Raw genomic sequence first — 19,547 nt, 5'->3', positions numbered from 1 at the left:
TAGGTTAGTGAAAATACCTGTTTAATAACGGGTATTTTCTTATGAGGCCAAAATGATGAAAAAAGCAACTCTGTTTTTGTTTATCGTTGTAGTATTGGCTGGGATCGGTATTTATATCGCGTATTTAAAACTACAAGAACATCAAGAGCTACGAGCACAACATACACAGCAATTGATTCAAGAACAAAAACAAAGAATTGATGAGCAACGCCGCCAACTCAGCAATGTTTCAGATGAATTACCGAAACCAAAGATAGAAGAGCCCAAAATACCTTTGATTCCAAATCGCCCAGCACCCGCACCTAAACCAATGCCAAGTCCGCTAGGATACTTTAAATGCGATGGGCGGCAATATTGTTCACAAATGCATTCTTTGGCTGAAGCGCGCTGGTTTGTGCACAATTGTCCAAATACCAAAATGGATGTTAATGCTGATGGAGAGCCGTGTGAAAAAGACTCTCGCAGAACAACTGATCCAAATTGGCAATAAAACGATTAGGTCTGGTCGTTGCAAAAGTTCATAAAGGCTTTTAGACCAGGACCTTGATATTTATGACGATGTACCAGCATAAATAAAGGACGCTTTAATTCCCAAAATGGCGTTTCAAGAATCACCAGTTGACCTGAATTTAGCATGGGTAACAATGCAAGTTTGGAAATACAGGAAATGCCTAAGCCGCCTGAAATGATTTTTAAAATCGCTTCGTTGTGTCCAAGTGTCAGGCGGATATGGGCATCTTCTAGATGATTTAAAATCGCGGTATCAAATACTTCACGTGTACCTGAACCTTCTTCACGCAAGATCCATTCAACATCGGCAAAGTCTTGTGGAGTCAGTGGACGGTCAAGTTGAGCAAGCGGGTGACTTGGCGCACAGCATACGGCTAATTCATCATCACGCCAGTGGATGCTCTGTAACTGTGGAATATGACAAGAACCTTCAATTAAAGCCAAATCTAGCTGGAATTGATTGACTGCTTCAATCATTTGGCGAGTGTTACCCACTTGCAATTGTAGATGTGCTTGAGGCTGTAATTGTAGAAAACCTGCCATTAGATCTGGCATTAAATAATCACTAATTGTCAGCGTTGCGCCAAGGCGTAAATCAATACTTTGTAATTCACCCTTAGCCACTTGTTCAAATGCTTCACAGCGACCTAAAATTTCCAATGCCTGAGGAAGTAAAAAGCGCCCAAGATCATTGAGTTGAAGGCGTTTACCTAAACGGTCAAATAGCGGTGCACCTAATCCATCTTCTAAATCAGCAAGTGCCATACTGGCTGCGCTTTGCGTCAATTTGACTGCATCGCTGGCCTTGGTAACAGTTCCTTCCTGAGCGACGGCTACAAAAACAGCCAATTGGCGTAAGGTCATGCGCATAGTTGAAGCCTTAAAGAGTAAAAATATCAATATTTGCCCCGCCATGCTAACATGAGCCGACGAATTCTTGCACCTTGAAATCATGACATCTGAGAAATTTACTGTAGAAAAAGTCTTATCTATTCAACGTTGGGCGGATAATTTATTCAGCTTTACCATGACACGACCAGCTCACTTTAAATTTACTGCGGGGCAGTTTGCACGAATCGGAATCAAAGTGGATGATGAGCTGATTGTACGGGCATATTCTGTAGTTTCATCACCTTATGATGAGACACTAGAGTTTTTTTCAATCGTTGTACCTGATGGTGCATTTACATCACGCTTAAAAGATTTGCAAATTGGCAATGAGTTGTATCTGGAAAAAATTCCGTATGGCTTTTTAACTTTGGCGCGTTATCAACAGCCATTGCCACAAGATTTGTGGTTGCTGGCGACAGGAACAGGACTCGCACCATTTTTGTCGATGCTCCAAGATTTTGAAACATGGCAGAATTACCAAAAAATCAATCTGGTCTATAGTGTACGCACACAAGCAGAATTGGCATATGTTGAGCGTATTCAGGAGATTGCCACAACTTTTGGTGAAGGGCATACAGGTTTTCAGTTTGTACCGATTATTACCCGTGATCCGCAAGCAGCATTACATCAGCGTTTACCCGTTTTAATTGAAAATGGGCAGCTTGAAGCATTTGCTGGCCAACAATTTAACCCAGCAACCAGCCATATTATGCTGTGTGGTAATCCAGAAATGGTGGAAGATACCAAAGAGGCACTTAAACAACGCGGTTTAACCATGAACCGTCGTGGTGAAGGGAATATTGCAGTTGAAAATTACTGGTAATTGAATGATGAGATATGTTTGTGTGAATTAATGCACAAACATATCCATAAATGTACGGATTTCATTGATTGCCGTATCGACATCGGAAGTGAGCCAAGTCGGTTCAAATAAGCCCGTATAATATTCAAGACGTTCTTGTGGAACGACAAGGCGAATTAAACATTCTTCCTCAACCATTCGCCATGGAATAATCGGTGTTTCCTGATCGAGGAACACAGCAACATTACGCAGGTCAATGACCATTGCACTGATACAATCAGGGAAAGGCATCACTGAAAATTCTTCAGTACGGCGGCGTAGATACTCTAAATCACCCCACTTCAAGGCATAACTCGGCTTGCTGAATTCAATCACGCCAATCAGGTGCTGATCTCGCGTGTAATGTAAATAACACTGATGAGTGACATCGGTGTCGAGTTCAAGGGAAGTAGATTCTAGTCTATACGACATCATCGTGGCATATTGAAAAAGTGGCACATAGTATAACGTATTTTTACGCTATAGCTGACAAACAATGTATACGCGATAGCAATGCATTTTTACACAACTGGATCAAAATTTAGTTTAGTATAAAAAATAGTCGAATTGACGTGATAGAAGGGAGGAGATGACTATGTTACGCCATCTAAGTCGGTCACTTCATGAGATGCATGTAAAAGAAGATAAACGCTTGATGCGTTTCATGTTCGCCATGATTGTCTTATTTTATATAGCTGTCGTCGCTTACATGTTCAGTTACAGCAACCCAAGTGCCAAAGATGCCTATGTTGGGCATCCTCAAGTGACAAAAGTCGTAAAAAACTAATTTTCTAGCTGCTGAAAGAGCAAATCTTTCGGCAGCTAAACATATTCAGCAGCAGCAAACGAACATGACCAAGCCCATTGGAAATTGTAACCACCTAAGTGTCCTGTCACATCCAGAACTTCACCCAAGAAGAACAAACCTTTCTGCTTTTTACTTTCCATGGTTTTAGATGAGACTTCGTCTGTATCGACTCCGCCCAAAGTCACCTCAGCAGTTCGATAACCTTCAGTGCCCGAAGGCTTAACCTGAAAGTTTTGTAGCTGCGTTGCTATCTGTTCAAGTTTTTGATCACTCAATTGTCCAATCGCTGTTTCACTGTCCGCCTGCCAAATCAAGTGTTGCAGTTCAATAATCACAGATTTTGCAGCTAATTCAGTGAGTAGTGTGCGTAGCAGGCTTTTGGGATGACTTTGCTTTTTCTGCTTAAGCCATGTGAAGAGATCATGTGTTGGAAAAAAGTTGATCTGAAAACTTTCACCCACTTGCCAATAGTTAGAAAGTTGCAAGGAGCTTGGGCCGCTCAAACCACGGTGGGTAAAGAGCAGGGCTTCCGTAAATGCAGCTTGAGCATTGCTTAAGGTTGCATCTAAGGCATTGCCACTTAAACGTGTTGTGACTTCTTTAAACTGGTCGGAGAATGTGAAAGGCACAAGACCCGCACGCGTAGGATAAATCTTATGACCAAATTGCTTCGCCAGTTTATAACCAAAATCGGAGCCACCAAGTGTCGGAATAGATAAGCCACCTGTTGTGACCGCAACTGATTCAGCTTTAAAGTTTTGATTTTGAGTCTTTACGCTAAACAGACCATCTTCAAGAACCTGAACAGCTTCAACTTCAGAAGAAGTCTGGATCTCAACCAAATTTGTTTTGCTACATTCGGACAAGAGCATATTCAAAATGTCTTTTGCGCCGTTGAGGGTAAACAGTTGTCCGTGTTTACGCTCTTCATACGCGATGCCATATTCACAAACCAAGCCAATGAAATCCCACTGGTTATAGCGAGACAGTGCTGATTTAACGAAATGAGGATTGTGGCAAATATAATTTTCAGGCTCGACATCAAGGTTGGTGAAATTACATTTACCACCGCCTGACATCAGAATTTTTTTACCGACTTTATTGGCTTTTTCGAGAACCAAAACCGAGCGGCCGCGTTTGGCTGCACACGCTGCCAGCATCAAGCCTGATGCACCTGCACCTAATACGATGACATCATACTGTTGAGCAGCCATGTGAGTTCTCCGAATGCTAAAAACCGCGCATTATACTGAAATTTTTGGCATGTCGCCTAACTGTTGTGTACGCCCTTGCAAACCACCTGTGTGAATCGCGAGAATTCGAGTGCCAGACTGGAAATAACCGTGTTCAATTAAATCAAAAATCCCCATCAGCATTTTGCCTGTATAAACCTGTTCGAGTGGAATCTGATAAGTCTGTTCAAACTTTCGAATAAATTTCAGCAGCTCAGGGGAAGTTTTGGCATAGCCACCGCAACAATAAGCATCGAGAATTTTCCAGTTGTTTTTATGGGCCAGTTTCTCAACTTCTTGAGTCAGAAATTCACCTTTGAGTGCTGAAAAACCCAATACTTGATGATGAGTATGACTGGCTTCAATCAGACCTGAGAGTGTGCCACCTGTACCGACTGCACAGCAAAATACATCGTAGTTTTTTAAGTCTGCTTTCGTCAGAATTTCCTGACAACCTTGTATGGCAAGTGCATTGGTACCACCTTCAGGAATCAGATAACTATTGGGGAATTGCTGTTGTAACTGTGCTAAAAAGACGGGTTCATGACGCTGTTGATAGGCCTGTCTGGAAATAAATTCAAGCTGCATCCCCATGTTACGGGCTGTTTCTAAAGTTGGATTTAACGGGCGCTGAGCCAGTTCCTCTCCACGAATCATGCCGATGCTACGAAGTCCCAACATTTGAGCCGCATATGCTGTCGCTGCAATATGATTGGAATATGCGCCCCCAAAAGTCAGTACCGCAGTTTTATCCTGTTGTTGTGCCTCTAGCAGATTGTATTTGAGTTTGTAAAACTTGTTGCCTGAAATGTGTGGATGAACCAGATCCAGTCGTTTGATATCGAGCTGAATATCATCTCGTACTCGTAGCGACTGGATTGGAATCTCAGGTAACTGTGCTTGAATCTGCATTAGCGTGTGCCTGTTCCTGCACTTGAAGTATCAACCGAAGTAATCACCGACATGCCTGGTCTTAAGCGACTGAGTTCAGGCTGATTGGGGTCAATTGCAATCTTCACAGAAATACGTTGAACCACTTTAGTAAAGTTGCCTGTGGCATTGTCGGTTTTAAGTACACTAAACTCAGAACCCGCAGCAGGAGAGATTTCCTCAACATGGCCCGTAAATTTCTTGTGATTTAAGGCATCGACCGTAAAAGAGGCTTTTTGCCCAATTTGCATATTGGCAATTTGGGTTTCCTTAAAGTTGGCGATCACCCATGTGGTTTGCGGAATCAAATAGAGCAGTTGAGAACCAGCCCCCACGTATTGACCGACACGCGGTGAAACTTCACCAAGCTGTCCATCCATTGGTGCTGTGATAATGCTGTAGTCTTTTGTGGTATTGGCCTGATCGAGCTGTGCAGCCGCATTTTTGACTTGTGCCTGTAAACCACGTGTCGCGATCTGCGCGGTTTTTAACGACTCTATCGCCACTTTGACATTAGCTTTGGCTTCATTTACTAACGCCAAATTATTGGCAACACTGGCACGGCTCTGATCGAGATCTGATTTTGAAATCGCACCACTATTGCCTAGAGCTTGATAACGCTGCAATTGTTGCAAGGAGAGTTGATATTGTGACTCAACCTGAGCCACTTTTGCCTGTGCCGCACTGACATCGGCTTCACGTTGCGCAATGGTTTGTTTTTGATTATTAAAATTATTGGCCGCCTGTTCAACACCAGACTGTGCTTGAGAAACTTTTTGATTATACGTCGTTGGGTCAATCTTAATCAGGATCTGTCCTTTTTTGACATGGTCAAAGTCGCTGACTAAAACATCCTGAATATAGCCATTGATTTGAGAAGATAAAACCGTAGTTTTTCCCTTAATGTAGCTGTTATCTGTGCGTTGAATAGGCGTATTAAATGGCCCGATTTGCCATGCCCACATAATGACGCTAATCCCGACGAGTAAAATAAAAAACATCAGAATCAGCGTTGATTTTTTAGTTTCAATCAACTTACTGACACGAGGCACATTCTTTAAATGTGGTTGTTGGGGTGAAGATACTTCCTGTTTTTCAGGTGAAGTCTCATCAGGTTGTTGTTGGTCACTCATAGCGCTACTCGAAAATTAGGAAGATTGGGGATGACGGCGAGCTGTGTAGGTGGTCCATGCAATATTGCTCAGTCCCCAAATCAGCAAAATTACAGCAAAAATGCCGTTGAGATAGATCACGTCGTTATAGGCACGTACCTGTGCTTCACGTGTTGTAATTTGGGACAGACTGGATTTGGCTTGTACCTGATCCTTGGCACTGTCGGTAATATAGGCAGAATATTTACTTTGATACTGGCTGAGACGCTGGCTGACATTTGGGTCAGTGCTTTGCAGCGCATTATTGATGGTCACCTGATAAACTTGAGTCCGTTCTTTTTGGTAGGTTGAAAAAAAGGATGAACCCACCAAACCACCAAAACTTTGCGTTGCAGAAAACAGCACCAGATAGGTGACGATATGTCCTGCACCTTGCTGTAAAGCTCGACCAAAACCGACCAGTAGTAAAGGCCCAATAAATAGCCCACCTGCAAATGCCACTAAAAACTGGCTATGGTAAAAGTTGGCAGGACGCACATCACTGGTCAGGTGGAAATCCAGACTACAAGCCACCAGTACCAGAAATTCAGCGAATACCAGTTGTAAAACAATCCGTTCTCGGGCAAAGGTTAAAGCACTGAAAATCGCACCAGCAAGCATGCCAAAGAAGATCACGGTATAGAGACTAACAAACTGGTCAGGGCCCATACCAACTGTTTTAAGGAAGTTAACCGCTGCATAAGTTTGCTCTGACATGAGCAGGCGTAACATAAACGCAGCAATAATAAATCGGAGTGTGGGCCAAGTCCCAATCCAGCGAGTCATTATGAGAGGATTGGTGCGTTGATGTTCGTAAAAGAATCCCAAGACCAACAGGCTAAAACCACAGATGAGTACATAAGCGACCCATGGTGAATCAAACCACCAGCGCAATGGCCCTTGAACTAATACGGCACATAGACAGGCGAACCCAGGAGCCAGTAAGGCAAAGGTAAGAAAATCACCTTTTTCAAACACGGCAATACGTAAACTACGCGGCAGTTTGAGTGATACCACCATCGCAAAACAGCACAGGCTTAAACCAAGCTCAAAGGTATACAGAACAGACCAGTTATTGACGTTAACTAACAGTGGCGAAATGATCCAAGCTAATGGGACACCGAGCTGTCCAAAGCCAATTCCCAAATACAGGCCTTTAATGCGGTGCTCTTTGGTAAAGCCTTGCATGATGTAATACATACCCAGTGAACTGAGTGGTGCCGCTGCCAAACCGCTAATAAAACGGGCAACTAAAGCTGAATGATAGCTATGCACAAAAATATGCATAATCATGACAGCAATAAATGCCAAAAGCCCAATTTCACTAAATAATCGTAATCCGTATTGTTGGCGAGCTTTGAACAAAATCAGATTGGCGCTGACATTAGCCATCACATAAGCTGCGGGTAGCCAAGCACTTTCAAGGGGAGTTAAACCATATTCACCTTGAAGTTGAGGCAAATTGGCAGTAATAAAACCATTACTCAGTCCCGCTGAGAGCGCGATAAATATGCCAATAAAAAAATACAAATAGCGCTTTCCACGTGAGTGGGCAATTGAGGGAGGAGAGCCAGGCAGAATGGGGCGCTCATCCGCCGTCCAGTCAGGTGGAGTCTCCAAATAACGTGGCTGTTTATCCATAAATGGCCTCGTTGGATACTTGAATCCCTGTTAATAAAAGTTCAATGGCGCGTTTGGCTAAGCGCATTTGTTCTTGTTCAGTATGTCCACGAAACGATGCTGTTAAGATAGAAATAATGGTTCGGTAATCTTCAAAATTCAGATCTGAACGACAGATTCCTGCATCAATTGCACGCTGAATGAGCGGTGTGATGATCTGTTCATGCTGTTGAACCAGTTTTTGTAATTGAGGATCGTCTGCATCTAAAATACGCCAATATTCTTTGAGTGCAGACAACTGAGGCAAAGTTTCAATATGACTGTAAATCAGTAGAAACAGGCCATCATCAAATTGTCCATAATATTTGGCACGTGTTTCCAGATTCTCAATCGACTGCTGTAGTAAGGCATAAATCAGATGCTTACGATCTGCAAAGTTCCGATAAAAGGTTGCCCGTCCAACACCTGCATAATCAATAATCAGTTGTAAAGGGACGTGAATACCATGGGTTTTAATCATCTCGGCAGCGGCATTTAAAAGCTCTTCGCGGTTTTGCGCCGCACGTTGTACATGTTTACTCATGGCTATCAAGTCTTTCAATCTCTAGGCGATATTTTACGGACAAAAGTGTCCGTTTGTATCGATCTAGATGTTTATAGTTTTGTAAATGGAATTAATTTATAACTTTATTTTATTAATAATCGTAAAATTCATCATTATTTTTTTAGATTACCTTTGACTATGCTGAGTCTTATTCAGATCAAGCGAGATAAAAATGAATACACAACAGCAATTAAATCAAGATCAATACCAAGGTAAATCAAATGCTTATTTAAGTAGTTCGGTGCATGCTCAAGGCGTGGAGTTCGCAAAAATGCAGCAGTGTATTCAGCAGAACCAATTCAAGCGTGTTTTAGACTTGGGTTGTGGGGCAGGACATGTCAGTTACCACGTTGCACCATTGACAGAGCACACCATTGCTTATGATGTTACACCAGACATGGTGGCATTGGTTTGTCAGCAAGCCAAAGAAAAAGGTTTAACCCAGATTCAAGGACAACAAGGGGCAGCCGAAGCGTTACCTTTTGCCGACCAGTCCTTTGATTGCGTGATCAGTCGTTATTCAGCCCATCACTGGCAGCATGTTGGGCAAGCCATGCAAGAGATACATCGGGTGTTAAAACCGCATGGTAAAGTGATTTTTGTAGATATTTTAGGCAGCGGTCAGCCGATTTTAGACACCTTTTTACAGACCATTGAAATGATTCGTGATCCGAGTCATGTGCGGGATTACAGTTTGCAAGAATGGATGAAATTTGCTGAATATGCTGGTTTTAAAGTCGAGGAGGTTGAAAAGCAAGCTTTGCATTTAGATTTCAATAGCTGGGTTGCTCGTATGAAAACGCCAGAAAATGGTGCAGCAACCATTCGCTATTTACAAGATAAAGTGTCTGATGTGGTGCGTCAGTATTTTGAGATTCAGGCCGATGGATCCTTTAAAACCGAGGTGATGTATTTAGTATTGGGAAAAACAGGCTAAGTTCTGCTAAAATAGCGCACCTTAATGAGTCACTAAATAGGTCTGAGCGTGGAAGGTTTATTACCGTTATTTTCCATCACCATTGCATTGATGCTGGGAGCGATTAGCCCTGGGCCAGCGTTTATTTATGTGGCGAAAAATTCAATCTCGATGTCGCGTAAGCACGGTTTGTTTACCGCACTGGGTACTGGCACAGGTGCAGCATTCTTTGGTTTATTGGCTGTGATGGGCTTGCAAGCAATTTTATTGGCTGTGCCATCTGCGTATTTAATTTTAAAAATATGTGGTGGACTGTATTTACTTTGGATTGCCATTAAAATTATTCGTCATGCTAAAGAACCGATGCATACCCAGCAAGACGTTGCCAAGCAGATTAGCTATCCACAAGCTTATCGCTTAGGAATTATTACTCAGTTGAGTAATCCTAAAATTGCGGTGATCTTGGCGAGTATTTTTACGGCATTGCTACCTAAAGAAATTCCAACGTATTACTACGTGGTTTTACCAATCCTGTGTTTCTTTATTGATGCAGGTTGGTATTCCCTAGTTGCGCTGGCTCTTTCTGCTGAAAAGCCACGTAAAGTCTATTTGCGATTTAAAGCGATCTTTGACCGTGCCGCAGGTGGCGTAATGACAGTGCTGGGTTTAAAGTTGATTTTTGGACTGAAATAATTCGTTCTGTTCCAAAATTGAAAAAAGCTTATTGTTGATCAATAAGCTTTTTTTATGTCTGTAAATCTGAGGCAATAAACTGAAGCTGAGTGAACATCATAAAAATGGAGATATTTTTTAAACAATCATTTTAATAACATGCTAAGTTAAAACAAAATAACAATGAGGATATGACCATGAAGACAATATCCATACTCTATGTCATGTTAAATGCCTGTTTTTTTACAGGAATAGAGTTAAAGCAACCAACGGAAGGCAAACACAATTACTATGTCAAAAGCGTTGCGGGTGTGCCCGTGTATGAACAAGATTATCAGTTAAATACAGCACGTAACCCTTAGTGATTTGATCTATTTTATAGATGAAAAATAATCATGAATGCTTAATAAAATTGATATTACAACTTCCTTCTCCCTTTGGGAGAAGGTTTGGATGAGTGTGTTTATAGTGTGATTTATTAAAAAAAATAGTTGTGAAAAAAAACCTAAAATTAAAATAAATTTAATGCCTTAATCTAATCCTTAAAATGAATTGGAATCCACTGATAAGTTTTGCCATCGGCTGAATAAATATGCCCAATGCCTGGGAAGGGTAAATGTGGCGCGGCGATGGTTTCGCCATGTTTTGCAAATTCAGCAAACAGTTTTAAACGCGTTGCAACGGCTTGTTTTGGGTCAGCATCATACGCAATTGAAGTTTCAGGATGATCGAACTGTATGCTGTGTGAATGGACAATATCACCTACAAACACAATGGTTTCATTTGTGGTTTTGAGTTCATAACTGGTATGCCCAAGTGTATGTCCAGTGCTGTTGATTACGTTAAATCCTTGAATCTGATCTCCAAGTTTGTAGGTTTTAAAGTGCTGTTTGGCTTGATAAGGGGCTATCGCCTGTTTGATTTTCTCCACTGTCGCTAAAAAACCTGCCTGTTTTTCTTTCGGGATTTTGTTGACCTGTTCTGGGTTTAGCCAGTAATTGGCTTCTGTAGCGGACACATACACCGTGGCATTGGGGAAGTTTGCAACGCCGTTTTTGCTAATACCGCAGACATGATCGGGGTGCAGATGCGTCAGCAAAATGGTATCGACCTGTTCAGGTTTGTAACCCGATGCTTTTAAGTTGCTTAAAACTGAGCCTAAGTGTGAACCCAAGCAACTTGCAGCACCACTGTCGACTAAGACTAGTGAATGTCCTGTATTGACCAGAAAGGCATTGATGGAGGTTTGTACGCCTTTGGCTTGGTCGGCATAGTATTTCTTGAGGCTTTCATGGATTTGTTGTTCTGAAAGTCCTTTAAATAAGCTCGGTGAGATAAAGTTTGTGCCGTCGAGCAGGGCGGTAATTTGGGTTTGCCCTGATTGGTATTGGTAGTAACCCGCCACTTGTTTTTGTTGCTCGATTGGGGAAGTGGGGGAAGTGGCGAAAGTGGGTAGACTGACGAAGCTAGAGCATAGTAGGGCGGAAGCGAGTAGTTTTTTCATTTGAGAGTATTTTTTGATTTATTTATGGTGTTTATTTTTTAGCATGTAGGGCAAGATTTTTCATCTTTTTTAGATTGTGTAAATGAATCGACAAGCAAGTATTTTTTATCTCAAAAAGATATTAGAGGATTTCTTTCTACTTTTTGGATGGGGAATATGTTTGGCGTAAAATTTTTAATGGAAGATTCGCCTTACTTTTGACTGGGCAAAAGTAACAAAACCCAGTTGTTCGTTGGAGGGCACGTCCATGTGCCCCTAACGAACGGCAGGTATCCATGTCTTAGATTATTTGATTAATCAATGTTTTAACTAACAAAAATATTGTAACTGTTTATTTAATATGTTGAAACAGAAAGAAAATTATGATGAATTTTGGTAATTGTATATAAGGTTGAGAGGCTAGTTTTGAATAAAATAATAAATATGTATTATAAAGAATTTGAATCATATGGGGTGTTCTGGAAATTAAATAATCCAATATTAATATTTTCTATAATTTTTTTAGTTATCTTTATTTTGGCAATTTTAAATCTTTTTGATTTATTTAATTTATATAAGAAGTATAGTTTTCTAAAGGATATTAGTCCATATATTGTTTTGTTGTCAGAAGTTTGTTTCTTAATATTCTTTAGAGCTTTGGAGGAGCAAAGGGATATTTATTTGATAGAAAAATACAAACATAAGTATAAGAAAGTATTAACTTTACGTGAAATTAAGCGAAAATGGTTTGAAAATACGATTAACATTCCATTTTCTGAATATGCAAGCCTTGCTGAGAAGCTTGATAAATATTATTTTCTAGAAGAAAAATACTCCAAGCCATTATTAACTAGAGAAAAGTTTATGAATTATATTTTTGCTACTGATTCAAAAAATAGAGTATTAGCAATGTTTATGGGGGTAATTGCTTTATTTACAGGATTAAGTATTGCAAATGGAGCAAAAATAGAAGATTTATATATAATATTTCACTCCTTGAATATATTAAAAACATTTATATCTATTTTTGTTATATCATTAATAATCTTTCTATTTGGTTATATGGTTCGCTATATTCTTCTAATGATTATAAATTTATTTGATTTTTTATTCGATACTACAACTAATATGAATAGAGTAAGTAAGAGGAAGAAAGAAATTTTTATAGCTGAGCTTATTAAATTTCATGAGTTGCCAAAGAAGAAGCATAAAGTTTATTTTTAGATATTAATAATTCAAATTAAAAGCCGAATTAAAATTAATTCGGCTTTTAATAAATGATTTAGTTAAGACACTTTATCACCTGGTTTAGCACCAGATTCAGGTGAAATCACCCAAACACCTTCGCCATTACCTGCGGCAAGCACCATCCCGTTTGAAATACCAAAACGCATTTTGCGTGGTGCAAGGTTAGCCACCAACACAACAAGCTTACCTTTCAGGTCTTCAGGTGCATAAAACTCACGAATACCACTAAACACATTACGTGGTTCAGCTTCGCCCGCATCTAAAGTCAGTTGAAGAAGTTTATCCGAACCTTCAACGGTTGCAGCTTCCAATACTTTCGCAACACGCAGGTCGATCTTGATAAAATCTTCAATACCGATGATTTCAGCTTCACCAATTTTCGGTTCAGCTTTTTTCTCTTTGGCTTTTTCTTTTTTCTTTTCTGCTTTTACAGGTTCAGCTGCAGGTGCACCTAAAGACTCTTTCGATTCGTCCACCATTGCTGCAACTGCTTTAGGGTCAACACGTTGCATTAACGCTTGGAACGCTGCAATTTCATGACCCGTCAAAATCGTTTTACGTGATTCAAAGTTGAAGCTCTCAAGTTTCAAGAATGCTTGAACTTGGTTTGCCAATTCAGGCAAGACTGGCGCAAGGTAAACAGCCAACTGACGGAACAGGTTAATCCCGACAGAGCAGACATCATGCACTTGCTGTTCTTGACCTTCTTGCTTTGCAAGCGCCCACGGTTTTTTCTCGTCAATGTATTGGTTGGCACGGTCAGCCAACGCCATGATTTCACGAATTGCCGCAGAAAATTCACGATCTTCATAGGCTTGAGCAATCGAATCACCCGCATCAATAAAGCTTTGAACCAATTCTGCTTCAGCACATTCGCTCGATAAGGTATCGTTAAATTTGGTGTTAATGAACTTGGCACAACGGCTCGCGATGTTCACCACTTTACCCACAAGGTCAGAGTTTACTTTTTGAATGAAATCATCCAAGTTCAAGTCTGAGTCTTCAACTTTGTCGGAAAGTTTAGACGCGAAGTAATAACGCAAATATTCAGGGTTCAAATGCTGTAAATAAGTTTCAGCTTTAATGAATGTACCGCGTGATTTCGACATTTTCTGACCATTAACAGTCAAGAAACCATTTACGAATAAACCTGTTGGCGTGCGGTAGTTTGCACCTTCAAGCATTGCAGGCCAGAACAGTGCGTGGAAGTAAACAATGTCTTTACCAATGAAGTGATAGACTTCATTTTCACTGTCTTTTTTCCAGTAGTCATCAAAGTTCAAATCTGGGCGCTTGGTTTTAATGAAGTTTTCAAAACTTGACATATAACCAATTGGCGCATCGACCCACACATAGAAATATTTGTTTGGTGCATCCGGAATTTCAAAACCGAAATACGGTGCATCACGTGAAATATCCCAGTCTGCCAAGCCTGCATCGAACCATTCATCCAGTTTGTTGGCAATCGAAACAGGTAAACGACCTTGGTCACGTGTCCACTTTTGTAGGTATTCTGAGAAGTTCGGCAACTTGAAAAAGTAATGGTCTGATGATTTCTCAACAGGCGTTGCACCGCTCAGTGTGGAACGCGGATTCAACAGTTCAGTGGCGTTGTAGGTTGTACCGCAAACTTCACATGAGTCGCCGTATTGGTCTTCGGCTTTACATTTCGGGCATGTGCCTTTAATGAAACGGTCAGACAAGAACATTTGTTTTTCTGGGTCAAACAATTGTGTCACAGGGCGAATTGCGATGTTGCCTGCTTCACGGTTTTTGACATAAATTTCTTGAGAACGGGCTTTGTTGGTGTCGCTATGTGTTGAATCATAGTGGTCAAAGCTAATGCCAAAACCTGCAAAATCACGTTCATGTTCTTTTTGTACATTGGCGATTTGCTGTTCTGGGGAAATGCCATTGGCTTCGGCACGTAGCATGATGGCAGTACCGTGAGCATCATCCGCACAGACATAAGTCACATCATGACCTAATGCACGCATGGCACGAACCCAAATATCCGCTTGGATATAACCGAGTAAGTGACCCATATGAATTGGACCATTGGCATAAGGAAGGGCATTGGTGACTAAAATTTTACGCACGGAAGTTGTTCTCTCATTCGTATTTACAAGCAAAAGATTGTACCTGAGCGCAGGAAAACAAAGCAACGCTTTGTCTGCGCATTTGGCGAGGGCAGCGCTGAGTATATCGAACTTTGGCTGATGGATAGGTGAATTCTTTTCAAAAAAAATAGCATAGGAAACTTTTGCATGAAGATCGCTCTAATTTTTCAGATTACCAGTCATATTGATCATGGCTATCAAAAAAGCTGACTTAAACTTATTGGCAATTACAGTTACACTAGCCCTATTATCTTTCCTGTTGGAGTCACATATGTCTTGGTTTTCTTCATTAAAAGCAAAATTTGCCCCATCGCAAGAGGTCAAAGAAGAAGAAATCCAGAAAGTGCTCCAAAGTTACTGTTTGCCAAATTCTGAAAATTTACTCAAAGACCGCATTAGTCAGCTCAATTTACAGGGTCAGATTTTACAACTCACGATCAATACCCATCCGAGCGAAGCTGAACAATTACAGCAAATTCATGATGAGCTTGCCGATGCCCTTGAAAAATGTGGCATTCAGGAACTCAATTTACATGTGATTCAGCAAAAAACAGGACAAGCAACATCGGGTGGTTGTGGCAGTCAGCAACATGGAGAAGCAGGGCATAGCTGTTCATCGAAACCAAAAGCGGAAGCGAGCAATTTACCCCCTGTGGTCGATGCTTCAGGTAAAGCAGCTCAAGCAGAAACAGACCCCAATAATCCACCGATTCAAAAAGCAGCCCCACAACAACGCGATGTACCTAAACATCCACGGATTCAGCATGTGATCTTGGTGTCTTCGGGCAAAGGTGGCGTTGGAAAATCAACCACGACTGTGAATTTGGCTTTGGGCTTGCAAAAACTGGGCTTAAAAGTCGGTGTGCTTGATGCTGACATTTACGGCCCAAGTATTCCAACCATGCTAGGCAATGCAGGACAAACCCCACTGATTGAAAATGAACACTTTGTCCCTTTAGAAGCGTATGGAATGCCTGTGTTGTCGATTGGACATCTAACGGGCGATAACAATACGCCTGTCGCTTGGCGTGGGCCAAAAGCAACAGGTGCGTTAATGCAATTGTTCAACCAAACTTTGTGGCCAGATCTCGATGTACTCATGATCGACATGCCACCAGGTACAGGTGATATTCAGTTGACCTTGGCACAGCGTATACCAGTATCGGGCGCGGTGATTGTGACGACGCCGCAAAATGTAGCGTTACTTGATGCTACTAAAGGGATTGAACTGTTTAACCGTGTTCAGATTCCAGTGCTAGGCGTGGTGGAAAATATGTCAACCCATATCTGCTCAAACTGTGGCTTTGAAGAACAGATTTTTGGACAGGGTGGTGGTGACCAACTCGCGGAACAATACAATATTCCATTGTTAGGCCGTTTACCGTTGAATGCCAAAATTCGGGAAAATGCCGATAAAGGTGAACCGAGTGTCGTGGCAAACGATGAAGCTGCCGATAGCTATTTGCAAATTGCCAATCAGCTTTTACAATATATTCAAAAGCTGCCAAAAGCAGATAAAGATCAAAACCGTATTTTTTAATGCTTGAGCCCGATGTGTCACATCGGGCTTTTTTATGGGGGATTCTGATATGCGACAACCGTTAATTATTCAAGGTGCGCTGCCTGTTGAATGTGAACATCTTGCCAGTCAATTGACCGATGTCGAAAAGGAAACAGTGGGTGGTTGGGTGTTCTGGAAAGGGCTTTATCAGGGTTTCCCGATCATTATTTCTAAAACACGCATGGGTATGACCAATTCTGCCGCAGCCACAGCGATTGCGATTTTAAAATATCAGCCATGTGCGATTATCAATCAGGGAACTTCAGGTGGACACGACCCAGCACTGAATGTGTTTGATATCGTCTTGGGGCAGGCAGTTTGTAATATTGGTGCATTTAAAACACCAAAACGCCAACAAGGGGAAGGTTCAGACAGTTTGACTTGGGTGGAAGCCTTCGATGTCTTACCCGAGGATGAAACAGACCCCGAACCGATTGCAATTCGTCATTTTCTGGCAGATGAAGGGCTACTCAGTGCCGCACAGTACATTAAAGCGAGCTATACGCAAGGTAAGGTGGTTGAAGGCATTATTGGTTCAGCCGATGTCTGGAACAATGAACTGGATCGGATCGCTTTTTTTCGAGAGACTTATGGAACAGTCACAGAAGAAATGGAAGGGGCTTCGGTTGCACAGGTCGCAACGCAGTTTAATGTCCCTTTTCTTGCCTTAAGGGTGGTTTCGAATAATCTGACAAATCAACAAGGTTATGATGCTGCAACAGGACAAGCCTGTCAGGATTTTGTGTTTAAAGTTGCATATCAATATCTTATGCAACTTTAGATCATATTAAAGCGGGCACTTTTGATGACGTTTATGCCAGCTGCGAATAACGCTCCAGCGCCAAACAAGTCGCGTAGTAATGTATAAAACCACGGCAACGATTAACGCTTCAACAATGAGCCCTGTCAGTAAAATTTTGGCAAGACTAAAATCAATATGTCCATGACCAAAATGTTCGATCCAATTCACGATCTGGTGCATGACACCCATCAGCATAGCTTGGTCGATCATATGAACATGGTAAATTTTGGTTCCAAACCAAAAACCAATATATAAAATCGGGACGAGTGTAAAAGGGTTGCTTAGCCAAGCGAGAGCAAGACTAACAGGCAGATTAATTTCAAGCATTAATACCGCAAGAATAATAAAAATGCTATGGAAAGGGATAGGCAACAAACCGAAAAATGTACCGATAAAAATCGCTTTACAAATCGATTTACGATTGACATACCACAGCAACGGGTTGGCCGTATGCGTGCCAAACAGTTTCATCATTTTCATAGACGAAACTCGCTCAGGCGATGGCAACCAAGACTGCAACAGTTGTTTAACCATAAATTCTCAAATTTAATTGATTCAACATAACTCAATATATAGATATTGGGTCAATATCACGTTATGCAAACAAACTTAGCAAAAGCTTAATTGCCTACATTTTTTACATTTCGCTGCCAAAACGATATGCACTATACATTATAAAATAGCATAAAATCGGCTGATATTGGCTATTCTGATCGCTTTGATTTATGTATATAGTCGCCAATAGTCTAATTTTATTTTTTTAAGTTATTAATAAATATAAATATAAATTTTACGTTTTTTAATGGTTACAATTGCTTTTTTGCCTTGATTGGCAAAATACCATAATTTTGCAGCGATCAATATTGGAAGTCAGTGGATGATGTCTTGGTTATTTATTGGTTTAGTCGTGACTATTCTATTTACACCTGGTCCAACCAACATGCTTTTGGCTTCTTCTGGCGTTCGCTCGGGTTTAAAAACTTCATTACAACTCATCCCTGCTGAAACTTTGGGTTACCTCATTGCGATTACTGCTTGGGGAATCATGATCGGTTATGTAGAACAGCATTTACCTGTACTTCCTAAAGTATTACAACTGTTTAGTGCAAGTTATATGTTTTTTTTGGCGATCAAGCTGTGGAAAGCAGCCAAGCAAGAATTAGATATTCAGCAACCATTGGTTTTGCCAAGAGAACTGTTTATTGCAACATTGTTTAACCCTAAAGGTCTGGTTTTTTCTTCCGTAATTTTTCCGAAAATGGTTTGGCATAGTCTGTCACTTTATCTGTTTTATATTGGCATATTTATATTGTTGATCGTGCCGATTGCATTGTGCTGGATTTTATTGGGACGCTATTTAGCTCAAAATAAAATAGCATGGCTCAATCCATGCAACTTGCAGCGTACAGCTTCGGTGGTTTTGGTCTCTTTTTCTGTACCACTGAGTTATTCGGCACTGATTCGCTTATATTGAATTGATCATGGTCAAAAAGCTGAATTTCAGTTAAAGTACAGCCCAATTAAAGATTGATTTATGATTTTGGAATAGCTACATGGCCATTAAGTCTGATCGTTGGATTCGCGAAATGAGTGAGCAACACGGTATGATTGAACCGTTTGCCCCTAATCAGGTTCGCTTTAATGAACAAGGTGAGAAATTAATTTCTTACGGTGTCTCTAGTTACGGTTATGACGTTCGCTGTGCACCTGAATTTAAAGTCTTTACCAATGTCCATTCAGCCATTGTTGATCCTAAGAACTTTGATGAAAAAAGTTTTATCGATATTGAATCTGATGTTTGTATCATTCCGCCAAATTCTTTTGCATTGGCACGTACTGTTGAGTACTTCCGTATTCCACGTAATGTATTGACCGTCTGTCTAGGTAAATCAACCTATGCACGCTGCGGTATTATTGTGAATGTGACACCGCTTGAACCTGAATGGGAAGGGCACGTGACTCTGGAATTCTCAAACACCACTAATTTACCAGCACGTATTTATGCAGGTGAAGGTGTTGCGCAAATGCTGTTCTTTGAATCAGATGAAGTATGTGAAACCTCTTATAAAGATCGTGGTGGTAAATACCAAGGTCAGCAAGGCGTAACATTGCCGAAGGCTTAATCACGCGCACGAACAGTCGAATATAAAAAATCCCG

At 41.0% G+C, this 19,547-nt stretch carries 21 protein-coding genes; 11 read left to right on the top strand and 10 right to left on the bottom strand.

Annotation, left to right across the window (positions count from 1 at the left end; translation table 11 throughout):
* Positions 1-55 precede the first annotated feature (55 nt).
* On the top strand, positions 56-490 hold the full coding sequence (locus tag C1A47_RS14065) for an excalibur calcium-binding domain-containing protein (RefSeq protein ID WP_111895683.1): 435 nt from the start codon (positions 56-58) through the stop codon (positions 488-490).
* Between the two features lie 5 nt (positions 491-495).
* On the opposite strand, the gene gigC is transcribed toward C1A47_RS14065, so the two are convergent.
* On the bottom strand, positions 496-1,380 hold the full coding sequence (gene gigC / locus C1A47_RS14060; protein WP_111895652.1) for a LysR family transcriptional regulator GigC: 885 nt from the start codon (positions 1,378-1,380) through the stop codon (positions 496-498).
* Positions 1,381-1,462: 82 nt separating this feature from the next.
* On the opposite strand from gigC, the gene C1A47_RS14055 reads away from it, so the two are divergent.
* On the top strand, positions 1,463-2,224 hold the full coding sequence (locus tag C1A47_RS14055; protein ID WP_111895651.1) for a ferredoxin--NADP reductase: 762 nt from the start codon (positions 1,463-1,465) through the stop codon (positions 2,222-2,224).
* A gap of 27 nt (positions 2,225-2,251) precedes the next feature.
* Here C1A47_RS14055 and C1A47_RS14050 read toward each other — a convergent pair whose 3' ends face one another.
* Positions 2,252-2,674, bottom strand: coding sequence for a hypothetical protein (locus C1A47_RS14050; protein WP_111895650.1), 423 nt, complete (start codon positions 2,672-2,674; stop codon positions 2,252-2,254).
* A gap of 163 nt (positions 2,675-2,837) precedes the next feature.
* Between C1A47_RS14050 and C1A47_RS14045 the strand changes: the two genes are divergently transcribed.
* Positions 2,838-3,029, top strand: coding sequence for a hypothetical protein (locus C1A47_RS14045; RefSeq protein WP_111895649.1), 192 nt, complete (start codon positions 2,838-2,840; stop codon positions 3,027-3,029).
* Positions 3,030-3,064: 35 nt separating this feature from the next.
* Here C1A47_RS14045 and C1A47_RS14040 read toward each other — a convergent pair whose 3' ends face one another.
* From C1A47_RS14040 to C1A47_RS14020, 5 genes are read right to left on the bottom strand one after another with little or no spacing between them, the layout of a single operon-like run.
* Complete coding sequence (locus tag C1A47_RS14040; protein ID WP_111895648.1) at positions 3,065-4,264, bottom strand: NAD(P)/FAD-dependent oxidoreductase; 1,200 nt, start codon at positions 4,262-4,264, stop codon at positions 3,065-3,067.
* A 30-nt stretch (positions 4,265-4,294) separates the two neighbouring features.
* On the bottom strand, positions 4,295-5,194 hold the full coding sequence (locus tag C1A47_RS14035; RefSeq protein WP_111895647.1) for a 1-aminocyclopropane-1-carboxylate deaminase/D-cysteine desulfhydrase: 900 nt from the start codon (positions 5,192-5,194) through the stop codon (positions 4,295-4,297).
* On the bottom strand, positions 5,194-6,345 hold the full coding sequence (locus tag C1A47_RS14030) for an HlyD family secretion protein (protein ID WP_111895646.1): 1,152 nt from the start codon (positions 6,343-6,345) through the stop codon (positions 5,194-5,196). Before C1A47_RS14030 ends, C1A47_RS14035 begins: the two co-directional genes overlap by 1 nt.
* Positions 6,346-6,360: 15 nt before the next feature.
* Positions 6,361-8,004: an MFS transporter gene (locus tag C1A47_RS14025; protein WP_111895645.1), complete on the bottom strand. Its 1,644-nt coding sequence runs from the start codon at positions 8,002-8,004 to the stop codon at positions 6,361-6,363.
* A complete protein-coding gene (locus tag C1A47_RS14020; RefSeq protein WP_111895644.1) occupies positions 7,997-8,566 on the bottom strand; it encodes a TetR/AcrR family transcriptional regulator in 570 nt (189 codons plus the stop codon). The genes C1A47_RS14025 and C1A47_RS14020 overlap by 8 nt, the downstream gene beginning before the upstream one ends.
* Positions 8,567-8,759: 193 nt before the next feature.
* Here C1A47_RS14020 and C1A47_RS14015 point away from each other — a divergent pair, with 193 nt between their 5' ends.
* From C1A47_RS14015 to C1A47_RS17750, 3 genes are all read left to right on the top strand, one after another.
* Positions 8,760-9,524, top strand: coding sequence for a class I SAM-dependent methyltransferase (locus C1A47_RS14015; protein WP_111895643.1), 765 nt, complete (start codon positions 8,760-8,762; stop codon positions 9,522-9,524).
* A gap of 90 nt (positions 9,525-9,614) precedes the next feature.
* On the top strand, positions 9,615-10,196 hold the full coding sequence (locus tag C1A47_RS14010) for a LysE family translocator (protein ID WP_171294395.1): 582 nt from the start codon (positions 9,615-9,617) through the stop codon (positions 10,194-10,196).
* Positions 10,197-10,372: 176 nt separating this feature from the next.
* Positions 10,373-10,537, top strand: coding sequence for an NF038215 family lipoprotein (locus tag C1A47_RS17750; protein ID WP_171294394.1), 165 nt, complete (start codon positions 10,373-10,375; stop codon positions 10,535-10,537).
* Between the two features lie 173 nt (positions 10,538-10,710).
* On the opposite strand, the gene C1A47_RS14005 is transcribed toward C1A47_RS17750, so the two are convergent.
* Positions 10,711-11,679, bottom strand: coding sequence for an MBL fold metallo-hydrolase (locus tag C1A47_RS14005; protein ID WP_111895641.1), 969 nt, complete (start codon positions 11,677-11,679; stop codon positions 10,711-10,713).
* 405 nt (positions 11,680-12,084) lie between these two features.
* Between C1A47_RS14005 and C1A47_RS14000 the strand changes: the two genes are divergently transcribed.
* Positions 12,085-12,882 (top strand): hypothetical protein, encoded by a 798-nt coding sequence (locus tag C1A47_RS14000; protein ID WP_111895682.1) that lies wholly within the window; start codon positions 12,085-12,087, stop codon positions 12,880-12,882.
* Positions 12,883-12,944: 62 nt separating this feature from the next.
* On the opposite strand, the gene metG is transcribed toward C1A47_RS14000, so the two are convergent.
* Positions 12,945-15,005 carry a methionine--tRNA ligase gene (gene metG / locus C1A47_RS13995; RefSeq protein WP_111895640.1) on the bottom strand — a complete coding sequence of 687 codons (2,061 nt, stop codon included), beginning with the start codon at positions 15,003-15,005 and terminating at the stop codon, positions 12,945-12,947.
* A gap of 292 nt (positions 15,006-15,297) precedes the next feature.
* On the opposite strand from metG, the gene apbC reads away from it, so the two are divergent.
* A complete protein-coding gene (apbC, locus tag C1A47_RS13990; RefSeq protein ID WP_111895639.1) occupies positions 15,298-16,566 on the top strand; it encodes an iron-sulfur cluster carrier protein ApbC in 1,269 nt (422 codons plus the stop codon).
* A 49-nt stretch (positions 16,567-16,615) separates the two neighbouring features.
* Positions 16,616-17,368 carry a 5'-methylthioadenosine/S-adenosylhomocysteine nucleosidase gene (locus tag C1A47_RS13985; RefSeq protein ID WP_111895638.1) on the top strand — a complete coding sequence of 251 codons (753 nt, stop codon included), beginning with the start codon at positions 16,616-16,618 and terminating at the stop codon, positions 17,366-17,368.
* A 6-nt stretch (positions 17,369-17,374) separates the two neighbouring features.
* Here the strand turns inward: C1A47_RS13985 and C1A47_RS13980 are convergent, their stop codons facing one another.
* Complete coding sequence (locus C1A47_RS13980) at positions 17,375-17,923, bottom strand: DUF2062 domain-containing protein (protein ID WP_111895637.1); 549 nt, start codon at positions 17,921-17,923, stop codon at positions 17,375-17,377.
* A gap of 343 nt (positions 17,924-18,266) precedes the next feature.
* On the opposite strand from C1A47_RS13980, the gene C1A47_RS13975 reads away from it, so the two are divergent.
* Both C1A47_RS13975 and dcd read left to right on the top strand, forming a co-directional pair.
* Positions 18,267-18,863, top strand: coding sequence for a LysE family translocator (locus C1A47_RS13975; protein WP_111895636.1), 597 nt, complete (start codon positions 18,267-18,269; stop codon positions 18,861-18,863).
* 79 nt (positions 18,864-18,942) lie between these two features.
* On the top strand, positions 18,943-19,512 hold the full coding sequence (dcd, locus tag C1A47_RS13970) for a dCTP deaminase (RefSeq protein WP_111895635.1): 570 nt from the start codon (positions 18,943-18,945) through the stop codon (positions 19,510-19,512).
* The last annotated feature ends 35 nt before the right edge of the window (positions 19,513-19,547 follow it).

The organism is Acinetobacter sp. MB5, from assembly GCF_003261585.1.
Classification (GTDB): Bacteria; Pseudomonadota; Gammaproteobacteria; order Pseudomonadales; family Moraxellaceae; genus Acinetobacter.
The sequence above is the reverse complement of the archived record's forward strand: the minus strand, read 5'-3'. Positions and strand labels throughout refer to the sequence as shown.

Excerpts from the sequence above, each read along its gene's own strand:
- dcd (WP_111895635.1), top strand. The coding sequence starts at position 18,943 with ATGGCCATTAAGTCTGATCGTTGGATTCGCGAAATGAGTGAGCAACAC.
- C1A47_RS14050 (WP_111895650.1), bottom strand. The coding sequence starts at position 2,674 with ATGTCGTATAGACTAGAATCTACTTCCCTTGAACTCGACACCGATGTC.
- C1A47_RS14020 (WP_111895644.1), bottom strand. The coding sequence starts at position 8,566 with ATGAGTAAACATGTACAACGTGCGGCGCAAAACCGCGAAGAGCTTTTA.
- gigC (WP_111895652.1), bottom strand. The coding sequence starts at position 1,380 with ATGCGCATGACCTTACGCCAATTGGCTGTTTTTGTAGCCGTCGCTCAG.
- C1A47_RS13975 (WP_111895636.1), top strand. The coding sequence starts at position 18,267 with ATGATGTCTTGGTTATTTATTGGTTTAGTCGTGACTATTCTATTTACA.
- C1A47_RS14025 (WP_111895645.1), bottom strand. The coding sequence starts at position 8,004 with ATGGATAAACAGCCACGTTATTTGGAGACTCCACCTGACTGGACGGCG.
- C1A47_RS17750 (WP_171294394.1), top strand. The coding sequence starts at position 10,373 with ATGAAGACAATATCCATACTCTATGTCATGTTAAATGCCTGTTTTTTT.
- C1A47_RS13985 (WP_111895638.1), top strand. The coding sequence starts at position 16,616 with ATGCGACAACCGTTAATTATTCAAGGTGCGCTGCCTGTTGAATGTGAA.
- C1A47_RS13980 (WP_111895637.1), bottom strand. The coding sequence starts at position 17,923 with ATGGTTAAACAACTGTTGCAGTCTTGGTTGCCATCGCCTGAGCGAGTT.
- C1A47_RS14035 (WP_111895647.1), bottom strand. The coding sequence starts at position 5,194 with ATGCAGATTCAAGCACAGTTACCTGAGATTCCAATCCAGTCGCTACGA.
- C1A47_RS14005 (WP_111895641.1), bottom strand. The coding sequence starts at position 11,679 with ATGAAAAAACTACTCGCTTCCGCCCTACTATGCTCTAGCTTCGTCAGT.
- C1A47_RS14040 (WP_111895648.1), bottom strand. The coding sequence starts at position 4,264 with ATGGCTGCTCAACAGTATGATGTCATCGTATTAGGTGCAGGTGCATCA.
- apbC (WP_111895639.1), top strand. The coding sequence starts at position 15,298 with ATGTCTTGGTTTTCTTCATTAAAAGCAAAATTTGCCCCATCGCAAGAG.
- C1A47_RS14010 (WP_171294395.1), top strand. The coding sequence starts at position 9,615 with ATGCTGGGAGCGATTAGCCCTGGGCCAGCGTTTATTTATGTGGCGAAA.
- C1A47_RS14030 (WP_111895646.1), bottom strand. The coding sequence starts at position 6,345 with ATGAGTGACCAACAACAACCTGATGAGACTTCACCTGAAAAACAGGAA.
- C1A47_RS14015 (WP_111895643.1), top strand. The coding sequence starts at position 8,760 with ATGAATACACAACAGCAATTAAATCAAGATCAATACCAAGGTAAATCA.
- C1A47_RS14055 (WP_111895651.1), top strand. The coding sequence starts at position 1,463 with ATGACATCTGAGAAATTTACTGTAGAAAAAGTCTTATCTATTCAACGT.
- C1A47_RS14045 (WP_111895649.1), top strand. The coding sequence starts at position 2,838 with ATGTTACGCCATCTAAGTCGGTCACTTCATGAGATGCATGTAAAAGAA.
- C1A47_RS14065 (WP_111895683.1), top strand. The coding sequence starts at position 56 with ATGAAAAAAGCAACTCTGTTTTTGTTTATCGTTGTAGTATTGGCTGGG.